The organism is Halomonas lysinitropha, assembly GCF_902500215.1.
Classification (GTDB): domain Bacteria; phylum Pseudomonadota; class Gammaproteobacteria; order Pseudomonadales; family Halomonadaceae; genus Halomonas; species Halomonas lysinitropha.
Genome location: NZ_CABVOU010000027.1, coordinates 519,216 through 532,271 on the forward strand (window position 1 = coordinate 519,216; position 13,056 = coordinate 532,271).

The following is a 13,056-nucleotide window of genomic DNA, read 5'->3' on the forward strand; positions in this document are numbered from 1 at the left end:
GTGACACGGCCCGCTCGTCCGGGTCACTGGCCTGGCGAGGGGCCGCATGCCAGAATCACGGATCAACTGAAGACCCGAGCCGCCACGCCAGGCGACGTGAGCCTTTGCCGAGGACCGGGCCCCATGACCCCTGCAGGGAACTCGCACGATGAAGACACAGACCCTCAACGTCGGCCTGATCGGCTACGGCATGGCCGGGCGCACCTTTCACGCCCCGCTGATCCAGGCCGCTCCCGGCCTGGAACTGACGGCCGTGGTCAGCGGCAATGCCGAGCGGGTTCAGACCGACTATCCCGAGGTCGAGGTACTGCCCAAGGCGGTGCAGCTGTTTGCGCGGCGCGACATCGACCTGGTGGTGATCGCCACGCCCAACGACACCCATTTCCCGCTGGCCAAGGCGGCGCTGGCGGCCGGCAAGCATGTGGTGATTGACAAGCCCTTGAGCGTCACTGCCTCCGAGGCCCGCCTGCTCAAGGCCCAGGCCGATGGCGCCGAACGCCTGCTGAGCGTCTTCCACAATCGCCGCTGGGACAGCGACTTCCTGACCCTCAAGGCGCTGCTCGACGAGGGGACCCTGGGGCGGGTGGTGGCGTTGGAGTCGCGCTTCGACCGCTTTCGCCCCCGGGTCACCGATCGCTGGCGTGACCACCACAAGCCGGGCGGTGGCATCTGGTACGACCTCGGACCGCACCTCCTCGACCAGGCCCGGCAGCTCTTCGGCATGCCCAAGGGGATCCTTCTGGAGCTTGCCACCTCCCGCGAGGAAGCCGAGGTGGATGACGACTTCCTGGCGCTGCTGGAGTACGACGGCTTGCGGGTAAGCCTGCAGGCCAGTTCCCTGGTAGCCGAGCCGACGCCGCGCTTCCGGGTCCACGGCACCCGGGGCAGCTTCGTCAAGTATGGGCTCGACCCCCAGGAGGCCTGGCTCAAGGCGGGACGTGCCCCGTCGCCGGGCTGGGGCCTGGACGCGTCGCCGGGCACCCTGACCCTCGCCGAGGAGGAGGGTGATTCGGTGGCCCTGACCACCCGCGAGGCACCGGTCGTGCCGGGGGACTACGCCGCGTTCTACGCCGGCATCGCCCAGGCGCTGATCGAGGGCACGCCGCCACCCGTGACCAGCGAGTCGGCGCTGGACGTGATGACCCTGCTGGAGACCGGGCTCGACAGCTACCGCCAGGGGCGTTGGGTGAAGCTCAAGGACAGCAACAGCGCGCTGCGCCGGTTGCACTCAAGCTAGTTTCAGGCCCGGTAAGCGACAGCGCCCCGGGCAAGACTCGCCCGATGCGCCTCCGGCTTATCGGGCCTACAGGGGGCAAAGGGGCCTTAGGTCCGGTAAGCGACCGCGCACCGGGCGATGCCGGCTCATGAGCGGGGTTCACCAGAGCCCGGCATCGTGGGGCGCCTCGCTGCGCAGCTTGTCCCGGGCGATGAACAGCGCGGCGATGGCGCGGGCCTCGTGGAAGTCCTCCCGGGTCAGCAGGGCAGAGAGTTCGTCGATGGCGTGGGTCTCCACGATGAGCGGCTCCGGTTCGTCGCCGGGCAGGCGCTTCGGGTAGAGGCCGCTGGCCAGCAGCACCTGCATGCGGTGGCGCATGTAGTTGGGGGCTAGCGACAGCTCCACCAGCGGCTCGATGCGGTGGGCGCCGAAGCCACACTCCTCCATCAGCTCGCGATTGGCAGCGGTGACGATGTCCTCGCCGGGATCCACGAGCCCCTTGGGCAGGGTCAGCACATAGTCCTCGAAGCCGGCGGCATACTCGCGGATGAGCAGCACGTGTTCAGGGTCGGGCATGGCCACGATCATCACCGCGCCGATGCCCTGGCCGGTGCCGGTGAGCCGCTCGAAGGTGCGCTCGGCGCCGTTGGAGAAGCGCAGGTCCAGTTCCTCGACGTGGAAGAGGCGACTTCGCGCCACGCTGCGTCGGTCGAGGATGTGCGGCTTGACGGGCCAGGACCGGGAGGTGTCGTGCGGGTCGGACATGGGCGGACTTCCCTGTTGGCGAACGAAAGGGGCAGGTGGCGGGGCCGGGCGCGCTGTGCGCCCTGGATGTCGATTCGATACAATACTATCTGGCAACGGCCCAATACTATGCCCCGACGGACCCTGACTCACCCCGGAGTAGTGATGATCGACTGGCGCGCCATCGATACCGTCCTGCTGGACATGGACGGTACCCTGCTGGACCTGCATTTCGACAGCCATTTCTGGCTCGAGCACCTGCCGCGACGCTATGGGGAACTGCATCGCCTCGACGAGGCGACCCAGGAGGAGTTGCGTGCCCGGATCATACGCGAGCAGGGCACCCTCAACTGGTACAGCCTGGCCTACTGGAGTCGCGAGCTGGGGGTCGACGTGGTGGCGCTCAAGCGCGAGGTACAGCATCTGATCGGCCTGCGCAGCGATGCCCTGGACTTCCTTCGCTGGCTCAAGGTGGCCCATCCTCGAGTGGTGCTGGCCACCAATGCCGACCGCGCGAGCCTGGAGCTCAAGCTGCCGCTGACCGGGCTGGAGGAGTACCTGGATGCCATCGTCTCCTCGGCGGATCTCGGTGTCCCCAAGGAAGAGCAGGCCTTCTGGTTCGCTTTGCAGGAGGTCGAGCCCTTCGACCCGCAGCGTACCCTGTTCATCGATGACAATGCCTCGGTGCTGGAGAGTGCCCGGGAGTTCGGCATCCGCCACCTGCTGGGCATCAAGCAGCCAAACAGCCGTCGGCCGGAGAAGGAACTCGAGGAGTTCATCGCCCTGGATCGCTTCGCCAGCATTCTGCCCGAAAACACCCCGCCTGCGGTTGATGGAGAGAAGGAGGAGATCGCCCGTGGATAGCGTGCGGCTCGACAAGTGGCTGTGGGCGGCACGCTTCTTCAAGACCCGGGCCCTGGCCAAGAAGGCCATCGAAGGTGGCAAGGTCCACTACGAGGGTGCCCGGGCCAAGACCAGCAAGGCCGTCGAGGTCGGTGCCTTGATCCGGGTGCCTCAGGGCTGGGACGTCCTGGAAGTGGAGGTGCTGGCGCTCTCCGACCAGCGCCGCGGCGCTCCCGAAGCGCGAGCACTCTATCGCGAGACCGAGGAGAGCGTCGCGCGTCGCGAACGCGAAGCCGAGGCTCGGCGCCTTACCAACCAGGTCATGCAGCACCCGCTCAAGCGACCCGACAAGAAGCAGCGCCGTGATATCCGGCGCTTCAAGGAGGGCGGTGAGGAGTAGTTCCCCAGGCTTCACCACTCACCTCTCGCTATTCACTCCTCACGACTCACAGATTCCCTATGACCGACCAGATTCAGCGTTTCCTTTTCGACAACACCAACGTGCGCGGGGAGCTCGTCACCCTCGAGCGCGCTTACGGCGAGGTGCTCGAACGCCACGAGTATCCTCCCGCGGTGAACCATCTGCTCGGCGAGTTGCTCGCCGCGGTGGCCCTGCTCACCGACACCGTCAAGCTCGATGGCACCCTGAGCATCGAGGTACGCGGCCAGGGGGCGCTCGCCCTGCTGATGGCCGAATCCAACCCCGGCGGCGAGCTGCGCGCCATCGCTCGCCTGGCCGAGGATGCCGTGATTCCCGGCGAAGACACCGGCTTTCGCGAACTGGTGGGGGAGGGCAAGATCATGATCACTCTCGACCCCGCCGGTGGCCATCGCTATCAGGGCATCGTGGCCCTGGAGCACGACAGCCTGGCCGGCTGCCTGGCCGCCTACTTCGCCCAGTCCGAGCAGCTGCCGACACGGCTGTGGTTGGCCGCCGACGGCCAGCGTGCCGCCGGCCTGCTGTTGCAGCGCCTGCCCGACGAGTCCCGCAATCAGGATGCCGATGCCTGGGCGCGCACCGTGCATCTGGCCGATACCGTGAAAGACGCGGAACTGCTCGGTCTCGAGCCGCTCGAGGTGCTGCGCCGGCTTTACCATGAGGAGACGGTGCGGGTCTTCGACCCCAAGGCCCTGCATTTCGCCTGCACCTGTTCACGCGAGCGCATCGCCTCCGCGCTGCTGAACCTGGGCAAGCAGGAGTTGCGCGACGTGCTGGCCGAGCAGGGCGGCATCGAGACGCAGTGCCACTTCTGCCATACCCGCTACCATTTCTCGGTGGCGGAGGTCGAGGGGCTGCTCGATGACCCCGAGGAACCGGCACCGACGCTGCACTGAGAGCGTCGTGTCGAGTGCTGCAAGGCAGCATGCGTTTTCGGGTGAGCGGTACTGAACGGCGTCGATGTAGTAGTAAAACTACATGATCTTCGCCCAATAACGGCGTTTCCCGGCGGCCGGGTTTTTGCCATAATGGCGCCGTTTTTTCCGGTCCAATCGCCCTGCACCAGACGGGAACGACCCGCACACGGCGATCATGGCATGAACCACGTTGCGTCACCGACGCCCGGCACACGAGAGAGAAGCGGCCGCAAGGCCCAGGACACGACATGACCACGACTCAAGCCGCCCCCCAGCAAGCCGCCATTTCCCACGTCAACCTCTGCAGTGCCGAGCTGATCGAGCGGGCAGTGGCCAACGGGGAAGGGCGCCTGGCCGCCAACGGCGCCCTGGTGGTGAATACCGGCGAGCGCACCGGCCGTTCGCCCAAGGACCGCTTCATTGTCGACGAGTCGAGCACCAGTGGCCAGATCGACTGGGGCAGCGTCAACCGCCCCTTCGACGCCGACAAGTTCGATGCACTCTGGGCCCGTGTCGAGGCCTACCTGGCCCGCGATGAGCACTATGTATCCGAACTCCATGTAGGGAGTGATCCGGACCATTATCTGCCGGTGCGTGTCACCACCCAGACCGCCTGGCACGGCCTCTTCGGCCGCACCATGTTCGTGCGTCCCGAGGCTTACAATCCGTCCGTGAAGGACGAGTGGACCATCCTCAATGCCCCCTTCTTCGAGTGCGATCCGGCCCGGGACGGCACCAATGCCGACGGTTGCGTGATCCTCAACTTTGCCCAGAAGAAGGTGCTGATCGCCGGCATGCGCTACGCCGGCGAGATGAAGAAGGCGATGTTCTCGGTGCAGAACTTCCTGCTACCCGACGCCGACGTGCTGCCCATGCACTGCAGTGCCAACGTCGGCGAGGATGGCGAGACCACCCTGTTCTTCGGCCTGTCCGGTACCGGCAAGACGACCCTCTCCGCCGACCCGGCCCGCTACCTGATCGGTGACGACGAGCATGGCTGGGGGCCGGGCACCGTCTTCAACATCGAGGGCGGTTGCTACGCCAAGTGCATCGATCTCTCCGAGAAGAACGAGCCGATCATCTGGCAGGCCATCAGGTTCGGCACCGTGCTGGAGAACGTGGTCCTCGACGACCGCCGCGAGCCGGACTACGCCGATGGCAGCCTGACGCAGAACTCACGTGCCGCCTACCCGCTGGAGCACGTCGAGAAGCGCGTGCCCGAGAACCGCGCCGGCGAGCCCAATGCCATCGTCTTCCTGACCTGCGATATGTCCGGCGTGCTGCCGCCGGTTTCCGTGCTCTCCAAGGAAGCCGCTGCCTACCACTTTCTCTCCGGCTACACCGCCAAGGTGGGCTCCACCGAGATGGGATCCTCCGCTGGCCTCGAGGCGACCTTCTCCACCTGCTTCGGCGCGCCCTTCTTCCCGCGGCCGGCCCGCGAATACGCCGAACTGCTGATCAAGCGTGTGGCCGAGAAGGACGCTCAGGTCTACCTGGTCAACACCGGCTGGACCGGAGGCGCCTACGGCGAGGGCGGCGCGCGCTTCTCGATTCCCACCACCCGCGCCATCATCAGCGCCATCCAGTCCGGCGTGCTGCGCGACGTCAAGACGCGCGAGGTGAAGGGCCTGAACCTGGCCGTGCCCACCGCCGTGCCGGGCGTCGACTCCCGTCTCCTTGATCCGCGCGAAACCTGGGAAGACAAGACCGCCTACGACCGAAAGTGCCAGGAACTGGCCGCCAAGTTTGTCGACAACTTCAAGAAGTTCGAGGGCGTCAACCAGGCGATCGTCAAGGCGGGCCCCAGCCTGACCTGAGTGCGTCACGACAGCGAACCGTCGGCGGTATCGACGGTCTGACCGGGGGAAGGACGCCGTTCCTTCCCCCGCTTGCGTCTTGATGTCATCTACAGGGGAAAGGCGGGTGCCCAGGTCTGATCACCAACGGAGAGAGACCATGAAACGACGGCATTTTCTTGGCGTGTTGGGGGCCGGCAGCCTTGTCGGGCTGCTACCGGGCCTGGCCGCAGCCAGGCCCAAGCCTGACCTGACGCGTGCCGAGGGGCTCGAGACGCTGGAGCTTTCCGAGACCGAGTGGCGGGAGCGACTGAGCGAGGAGGAGTTCGAGATCCTGCGCGAGGAGGGCACCGAGCCGGCCTTTTCGAGCCCCCTGGACAAGGAGACCCGCGAAGGCGAGTACCACTGTGCCGGCTGCGACCTGTTGCTGTTCACCAGTGCCATGAAATATGACTCCGGAACCGGCTGGCCGAGCTTCTTCGAGCACGTCGAGGGGCACCTGCTGACCAGCGTCGACTACTTCCTGGTCTTCCCGCGCACCGAATACCACTGCGCGCGCTGCGGCGGTCATCAGGGCCACGTCTTCGACGACGGCCCCGAGCCCACCGGTCTGCGCTGGTGCAACAACGGTCTGGCGCTGACCTTCGTGCCAGCGTAGACGGCATCCCCAAGGCTATCAGTTACGCATAGGGAGAGGCGCCGGGGGCAAGCCGAAGAGGAGGTCCTATGCCATGGATGGCATCGGTAGCGTACAGGGAAGTATTCACAGCGCCTCCTCGATGGTCCGGCACTCCGGGGCTTGTCGCCGGATCAGCCTCGAGCGATAAAGCTATCTGTAATGGACCTGGCGGCGCCTTGATGGCGTTTATGATACCTTGTCGCGATCGTCTGGACGTTTGATTACCAAGGATTTCATGGACGCACACGACAAGATCATCCGCCGCCTCGCCGAGGAGCTCTCCGTTCGCCCGCCGCAGGTCAAGGCAACGGTGGAACTGCTCGACGGCGGGGCTACCGTTCCCTTCATCGCCCGCTATCGCAAGGAAGTCACCGGGGAGCTCGACGACATCCAACTGCGCCAGCTCCACGAGCGCCTCGCCTACCTGCGTGAGCTGGAGGAGCGCCGTGCGGCGGTGCTCGCCGCCATCGACGAACAGGGCAAGCTCAGCGACGCGCTCGCCGCCAGCATCCGCGCCGCGGACACCAAGCAGCGCCTGGAAGATCTCTACCTGCCCTACAAGAAGAAGCGGCGCACCAAGGCACAGATCGCCCGGGAGGCCGGGCTCGAGCCGCTGGCCGACGCCCTGCTGGGCGACCCGAGCCTCGCGCCGGAGGCCGAGGCGGCCAGCTACCTTCGCGCTGCCGAGGGCGACATCCCTGCCGTCGAGGATGCCAAGTCCGCCCTGGACGGCGCCAAGCAAATCCTCATGGAGCGTTTCGCCGAGGACCCCGAACTGGTCGGGAGGCTTCGCGAACGGCTGTGGCGCGAGGGCGAGCTCTCCTCCCGGGTGATCGCCGGCAAGGAGCAGGAGGGCGCCAAGTTCTCCGACTACTTCGAGCACGACGAGACTCTCTCGAAGGCGCCCTCCCATCGGGCGCTGGCGATGTTCCGCGGCCGCAACGAGGGCGTGCTGGCACTGACCCTGCGCCTGCCCGGTGAGGAGGAGGCTCCGCTCCATCCGGCCCAGGTGGCCATTGCCAAGCATTTCTCGGTCAGCGACCAGGGCCGCCCCGCCGACCGTTGGCTCGCCGAGGTGGTGCGCTGGACCTGGCGGGTCAAGCTCTATACCCACCTGGAGACCGAACTGATGGGACGGCTGCGCGAGCGCGCGGAGCTCGAGGCCATCGAAGTGTTCGCAGCCAACCTCAAGGACCTGCTGCTGGCCGCGCCGGCGGGCCAGAAGGCGACCCTGGCCATCGACCCGGGCCTGCGCACCGGCTGCAAGGTGGCGGTGGTGGATGCCACCGGCCAGTTCCTGCAGCACGCTACTATCTATCCCCACGCGCCGCAGAAGCGCTGGGATGAAGCACTTGCAGAACTGGCAAGGCTTGTCGAAAGGCACGATGTGGCCCTGATCGCCGTCGGCAACGGCACCGCCAGCCGCGAGACCGACAGGCTCGTCGGCGACCTGGTGAAACGAATGGCTGGCAAGCGCCCACTCGCCAAGGTAATGGTCAGCGAAGCGGGTGCTTCGGTCTACTCCGCCTCGGCGTACGCCTCGCGGGAGCTGCCGGATCTCGACGTCACCATCCGCGGGGCGGTCTCCATCGCCCGACGGCTGCAAGACCCGCTGGCTGAGCTGGTCAAGATCGAGCCCAAGTCCATCGGCGTGGGCCAGTACCAGCACGATGTCTCTCAGCTACAGCTCTCCCGGAGCCTGGAGGCGGTGATCGAGGACTGCGTGAACGCCGTGGGGGTGGACCTCAATACCGCATCGAGCGCACTGCTCTCGCGGGTCGCCGGCCTCAATGCAACGCTGGCCGACAACATCGTCGCGCGGCGCAACACCGAGGGCGCCTTCACCAGTCGTCGGGCGCTGCTCGACGTGAGCCGTCTCGGGCCGAAGACCTTCGAGCAGTGCGCCGGCTTCCTGCGCATCATGAAGGGGGATAATCCGCTGGACGCCAGCGCCGTGCACCCCGAGGCCTATCCGCTGGTGGAGCGAATCGCCCAGCGCAGCGGGCGTCCGCTGGCCGGGCTGATCGGTGACAGCGCCACCCTCAGGTCGCTCAAGCCCGCCGAGTTCGCCGACGAGCGCTTCGGCGTGCCCACGGTCACCGATATCCTCGCCGAGCTCGACAAGCCGGGCCGTGATCCGCGCCCCGAATTCAAGGCGGCCGAGTTCCGCGAAGGGGTCGAGACCCTCAAGGACCTCGAGCCCGGCATGATCCTCGAGGGCAGTGTGACCAACGTCACCCACTTCGGTGCCTTCGTCGACATCGGTGTGCATCAGGATGGCCTGGTGCACATCTCGGCGCTTTCCGAGAAGTTCATCGAGGACCCGCGCACGGTGGTCAAGGCCGGTGATATCGTGCGGGTCAAGGTCATGAGCGTGGACCTCGCGCGCTCGCGCATCGGCCTCACCATGCGCCTCGATGATCAGCCTGATGACCCAGGTGGTGACAGGAGCGGCGATGCGCCGCGCCGGGGCAGCGGCAAAGCCAAGGGACAAGGGTCCGGCAAGGCCGGCCGCGGTAACAAGGCGGCCGAGCCGGAAGGCCAGATGGGTGCCCTGGGGGCGGCCCTGCTGCAGGCAAGGAAGGATCGCTGAGCTTGAAGCGCCGCCAGGCGGCACCATAATCTGACGTTTGCCGGGCGCCATGGCGCCCGCTTTTCCATATATGGGGTGACCATCTTGTCCGAATCGCTCACCAGCCGTATCGATCGACTCAAGGCCCTGGCCGACCAGGGGCGGGTCGGGCGCCTGCGCCGCGGCATCGAAAAGGAAGGCTTGCGGGTCGACGGCGAGGGACGTATCGCTGCCACTCCGCATCCCGCCGCACTGGGCTCGAAGCTGACCCACCCGCATATCACCACCGACTACTCCGAGGCGCTGCTGGAGTACATCACCCCGATCTATTGTCGGCCGGGTGATGCCATGGCCTTTCTCGCCGACCTGCATCGCTTCAGCTATCGCAAACTGGACGATGAACTGATCTGGCCGGCCAGCATGCCGTCGCGGCTGGCGGGTAACGACAGCGTACCCATCGCCGATTATGGTTCCTCCAACGTGGGCCTCATGAAGCGCGTTTATCGCAAGGGGCTGGACCTGCGTTACGGACGGATCATGCAGTCCATCGCCGGCGTTCACTACAATGTTTCGCTGCCCGACGACCTCTGGCTGCTGCTGCGCGAACTCGAGGACGACGTGGACACCCCGCTTCGTGACTATCGCTCGGCGCGCTACTTCGGCCTGATCCGCAACTTCCGCCGTCACAGCTGGCTGCTGCTCTATCTTTTCGGGGCATCGTCGGCGCTGGATCGCAGCTTCCTGCCGAGTGGCGAACTGCCCGAGAAGCTTCAGCGTCACGACGAAGACACCCTGGTGTCGCGCCATGCCACCAGCCTGCGCATGTCGGACCTGGGCTACCAGAACAAGGTCCAGGAGCAGTTGAAGATCTGCTTCAACTCACTCTCCAACTACGTCAATACTCTGCGCCACGCCATCGCTACGCCCTGGCAGGATTACCAGAGGCTGGGCGTCAAGGAGGGCGACGAGTGGCGCCAGCTCAACGCCAACATCCTGCAGATCGAGAACGAGTACTACAGCGACATCCGCCCCAAGCGGGTGACGCGTCACGACGAGACCCCCAGCCAGGCGCTGGAGGCCCGCGGCGTGGAGTATATCGAGGTACGCTGCCTGGACCTCAACCCCTTTCTGCCGCTGGGGGTGGACGAGCCACAGATTCGCTTCATCGACACTTTCCTGATGTGGTGCCTGCTCAGCGACAGCCCCTGGATCCCCGACGACGAGTGCGACCGGCTGGACGACAATCGCCGCCTGGTGGTCGAGCGCGGCCGGGATCCGGCGCTGCGCCTGCTGCAGGATGGTCACCACCGTTCCATCGCCGACTGGGGCGGTGAGATCGTCGCCGAGATGGGTGCAGTGGCGCAGCTGCTTGACCGCCTGGAAGAGGGCGAGCCCCATGGTGAGGCATTGGCGGCCCTGTCGCCGCGGCTCGGCGATCCTGCGCTGACGCCCTCCGCCCGTCTGCTGGCACGCCTGGAGTCGAGCGGCGAATCCTTCGTCGAGCTCATGCTGAGCCTCGCCCGGCAACAGGCGCAGGACTTCCGCGATACGCCCATGGACCCGGCCCGGGCGGCACTTTTCGACGAACTGGTGACGAGCTCCCGGATGCAGCAGGATGACCTGGAAGCGCTGGAAACCGAGGACTTCGACGCCTTCCTGGCCCGCTACTTCGAGCGTGCCCGTGAGGTGCGAACTGTCACGCCGCTACAGACCGGAGAAACCTCATGATCGATGACCTGCGGCGCCTTTCCGTCCGCGACTGGAGCCTCGCGGGCCTGGCCTTCTGTGCGCTGATGATGGCCGTGGCCCTGGGGCTCGAGCACCTCGTGGGGCTGGAACCCTGCCCGCTGTGCATCTTTCAGCGGGTGGCCGTGCTGGCCGCTGCGGCGGTGTTCCTTGTCGCCGCGATCCATGACCCCGTCGGGCGCGTGGGGGCGGTGCTCTATGGTCTGCTGTCGCTGGCCGCCGTTGGGGGGGGCATCGCCGTGGCGGGTCGTCACCTGTGGCTGCAATCGCTGCCCGCCGACGAGGTTCCGACCTGCGGACCGGGGCTTGACTACATGATGGAGATCCTGCCCCTGCAGCAGGTCTTGGCCCAGGTGCTCTCCGGCTCCGGGGAATGCGCCGAGATCGACTTCCTGCTGCTCGGCATCTCGCTGCCCGGCTGGACCCTGGCCGGCTTCCTGGTGCTCGCCCTGGCCCCGCTGGGCCTGCTGCTGGCAGCCAACCGCCCGCGCCGCGGCTATCGCTGGCAGGGCTAGGCAGGTCCGTGCTCTATCGTGACCTGGCAACCCAGGAAGAGATCGACCGCGCCTACGACCCCATGCGGGGGCGCGATCCGGCGGTCCTGCTCGAGGCGTGGCGGCGGCGAAGCGAGGCCTCCCGAGCACACCATCGGACGACACTCGATCTGCCCTACGGGCCGACGCTTGCCGAGTGCCTGGATCTCTTCCATGCCGAGGGCAGGGGGGAAGAGAGAGCGGAGGGGAGAGAGGAGGGCAAGCCTGCTCCCTGTCACCTCTTCTTCCACGGCGGCTACTGGCGCTCGCTCAGCCACAAGGAGTTCGGCTTCGTGGTGGATGGCCTGGTAGCGTCGGGGATCACGGTGGCGGTGGTCAACTACGCCCTCTGCCCCGCGGTGGCGTTCGGCGAGGTGGTACGCCAGGCCCGGGCGGCGCTGGCGTGGGTCTATCGCAACGCGGCGTCATTGGGTGTTGACCCGCGCCAACTCAGCGTCTCGGGCCATTCCGCCGGCGGGCACCTCTGCGCCATGCTGCTGGCCACCGACTGGGAAGGCCCCTATGGCCTGCCCCAGGATCTGATCAGGGGAGCGCTGTGCGTCAGCGGCCTGTATGACCTGGCGCCCTTCCCCTGGTCCTGGCTGCAGCCCAAGCTCCAACTCACCGGCCGTGACGTGAGCGACTACAGTCCGATTCTCCAGCCCTGCCATGTCCCGGCCGAAGTGCGGCTGGTCGCCGGCGGGGAGGAGTCCAGCGAGTTCGCGCGCCAGATGCAGGCCTACGCCGAGCACCTGCGCGGACTGGGCATCGGCGTCGAATCGGCCGTGCTGGAAGGCGATGACCACTTCACGCTTCTCGAGCACTATCGCCCCGGTGGTCGCTTCGTCGACTGGATCACCGCCTTGCATTCCTAAGCGCCTCAGCCCCCCCTATACACCCAGATAGCGGTCGCGGATGCCGGCATCCAGGGCCTCGGGCGGCCCCGTCCAGGCCGTGCGCCCCTTCTCCAGGATGGTGCAGTGGTCGACCACCGGCAGTAGCTCACCCAGCGACTTGTCGACGATCAGGGTCGACTGGCCCTGCGCCTTGATCAGCCGCAATGCCGACCAGATCTCCTGCCGGATCACCGGGGCCAGGCCCTCGGTCGCTTCATCGAGCACCATCAGGCGGGGGTTGGTCATCAGGGCGCGGCCGATGGCCAGCATCTGCTGCTCGCCGCCGGAGAGGGTGGCCGCCATCTGGCGTCGCCGCTCGGCCAGCTGAGGAAAGAGGGCCTCGACCCGTTCCCGGCTCCAGGGGCCGGGACGGGCGGTGACCATCAGGTTCTCGCGCACCGAGAGGTTGGGAAAGCAGCGCCGTCCTTCCGGCACCAGCCCCAGGCCGCACTGGGCGATGCGGTAGGCCGGCAGACGCCGCAGATCCCGCGACTCGAAGGTGATGCGTCCGCGATGCGCCGGCGTCAGCCCGAACAGCGAGCGGATGGTGGTGGTCTTGCCCATGCCGTTGCGCCCCATGAGCGCCACCATCTCGCCCGCCCCGACGTGCAGGCTGACGCCGAACAGCGCCTGGGACGGCCCGTAGAAAGTCTCGATATCGGTGATGTCGAGCAT

General features: G+C 66.8%; 12 protein-coding genes. 10 read left to right on the forward strand and 2 right to left on the reverse strand.

The window, feature by feature from the left end; all coding sequences use genetic code 11:
- Positions 1-148: 148 nt before the first annotated feature.
- Positions 149-1,237, forward strand: coding sequence for an oxidoreductase (locus HALO32_RS06910; protein ID WP_151443024.1), 1,089 nt, complete (start codon positions 149-151; stop codon positions 1,235-1,237).
- 138 nt (positions 1,238-1,375) lie between these two features.
- On the opposite strand, the gene nudE is transcribed toward HALO32_RS06910, so the two are convergent.
- The gene (gene nudE / locus HALO32_RS06915; protein WP_151443025.1) at positions 1,376-1,981 is read right to left on the reverse strand and encodes an ADP compounds hydrolase NudE; all 606 of its coding nucleotides are present in this window, start codon (positions 1,979-1,981) and stop codon (positions 1,376-1,378) included.
- A 144-nt stretch (positions 1,982-2,125) separates the two neighbouring features.
- On the opposite strand from nudE, the gene yrfG reads away from it, so the two are divergent.
- The 9 genes from yrfG (at position 2,126) to HALO32_RS06960 (ending at position 12,360) form a co-directional block, all read left to right on the forward strand.
- Positions 2,126-2,824 carry a GMP/IMP nucleotidase gene (yrfG, locus tag HALO32_RS06920; protein WP_151443026.1) on the forward strand — a complete coding sequence of 233 codons (699 nt, stop codon included), beginning with the start codon at positions 2,126-2,128 and terminating at the stop codon, positions 2,822-2,824.
- The gene (hslR, locus tag HALO32_RS06925) at positions 2,817-3,203 is read left to right on the forward strand and encodes a ribosome-associated heat shock protein Hsp15 (RefSeq protein ID WP_233279907.1); all 387 of its coding nucleotides are present in this window, start codon (positions 2,817-2,819) and stop codon (positions 3,201-3,203) included. The genes yrfG and hslR overlap by 8 nt, the downstream gene beginning before the upstream one ends.
- A 59-nt stretch (positions 3,204-3,262) precedes the next feature.
- Positions 3,263-4,138 (forward strand): Hsp33 family molecular chaperone HslO, encoded by an 876-nt coding sequence (gene hslO, locus HALO32_RS06930; protein ID WP_151443028.1) that lies wholly within the window; start codon positions 3,263-3,265, stop codon positions 4,136-4,138.
- Positions 4,139-4,407: 269 nt separating this feature from the next.
- The gene (locus tag HALO32_RS06935) at positions 4,408-5,976 is read left to right on the forward strand and encodes a phosphoenolpyruvate carboxykinase (protein WP_151443029.1); all 1,569 of its coding nucleotides are present in this window, start codon (positions 4,408-4,410) and stop codon (positions 5,974-5,976) included.
- Between the two features lie 139 nt (positions 5,977-6,115).
- Positions 6,116-6,613, forward strand: coding sequence for a peptide-methionine (R)-S-oxide reductase MsrB (gene msrB / locus HALO32_RS06940; protein ID WP_151443030.1), 498 nt, complete (start codon positions 6,116-6,118; stop codon positions 6,611-6,613).
- A gap of 256 nt (positions 6,614-6,869) precedes the next feature.
- Positions 6,870-9,227, forward strand: a complete 2,358-nt coding sequence (locus HALO32_RS06945) for a Tex family protein (RefSeq protein ID WP_151443031.1) — start codon at positions 6,870-6,872, stop codon at positions 9,225-9,227.
- A gap of 84 nt (positions 9,228-9,311) precedes the next feature.
- Positions 9,312-10,934 carry a glutamate--cysteine ligase gene (gshA, locus tag HALO32_RS06950; RefSeq protein ID WP_192576462.1) on the forward strand — a complete coding sequence of 541 codons (1,623 nt, stop codon included), beginning with the start codon at positions 9,312-9,314 and terminating at the stop codon, positions 10,932-10,934.
- Positions 10,931-11,467 (forward strand): disulfide bond formation protein B, encoded by a 537-nt coding sequence (locus HALO32_RS06955; protein ID WP_151443033.1) that lies wholly within the window; start codon positions 10,931-10,933, stop codon positions 11,465-11,467. Before gshA ends, HALO32_RS06955 begins: the two co-directional genes overlap by 4 nt.
- A gap of 8 nt (positions 11,468-11,475) precedes the next feature.
- Positions 11,476-12,360: an alpha/beta hydrolase gene (locus HALO32_RS06960; protein ID WP_151443034.1), complete on the forward strand. Its 885-nt coding sequence runs from the start codon at positions 11,476-11,478 to the stop codon at positions 12,358-12,360.
- A gap of 15 nt (positions 12,361-12,375) precedes the next feature.
- On the opposite strand, the gene HALO32_RS06965 is transcribed toward HALO32_RS06960, so the two are convergent.
- A complete protein-coding gene (locus HALO32_RS06965; protein WP_151443035.1) occupies positions 12,376-13,056 on the reverse strand; it encodes an ABC transporter ATP-binding protein in 681 nt (226 codons plus the stop codon).

What these genes read in the sequence shown, in the direction of transcription:
- HALO32_RS06910 (WP_151443024.1), top strand. Translation starts at nt 149, where the DNA reads ATGAAGACACAGACCCTCAACGTCGGCCTGATCGGCTACGGCATGGCC.
- nudE (WP_151443025.1), bottom strand. Translation starts at nt 1,981, where the DNA reads ATGTCCGACCCGCACGACACCTCCCGGTCCTGGCCCGTCAAGCCGCAC.
- yrfG (WP_151443026.1), top strand. Translation starts at nt 2,126, where the DNA reads ATGATCGACTGGCGCGCCATCGATACCGTCCTGCTGGACATGGACGGT.
- hslO (WP_151443028.1), top strand. Translation starts at nt 3,263, where the DNA reads ATGACCGACCAGATTCAGCGTTTCCTTTTCGACAACACCAACGTGCGC.
- HALO32_RS06935 (WP_151443029.1), top strand. Translation starts at nt 4,408, where the DNA reads ATGACCACGACTCAAGCCGCCCCCCAGCAAGCCGCCATTTCCCACGTC.
- msrB (WP_151443030.1), top strand. Translation starts at nt 6,116, where the DNA reads ATGAAACGACGGCATTTTCTTGGCGTGTTGGGGGCCGGCAGCCTTGTC.
- HALO32_RS06945 (WP_151443031.1), top strand. Translation starts at nt 6,870, where the DNA reads ATGGACGCACACGACAAGATCATCCGCCGCCTCGCCGAGGAGCTCTCC.
- HALO32_RS06955 (WP_151443033.1), top strand. Translation starts at nt 10,931, where the DNA reads ATGATCGATGACCTGCGGCGCCTTTCCGTCCGCGACTGGAGCCTCGCG.
- HALO32_RS06965 (WP_151443035.1), bottom strand. Translation starts at nt 13,056, where the DNA reads ATGCTCGACATCACCGATATCGAGACTTTCTACGGGCCGTCCCAGGCG.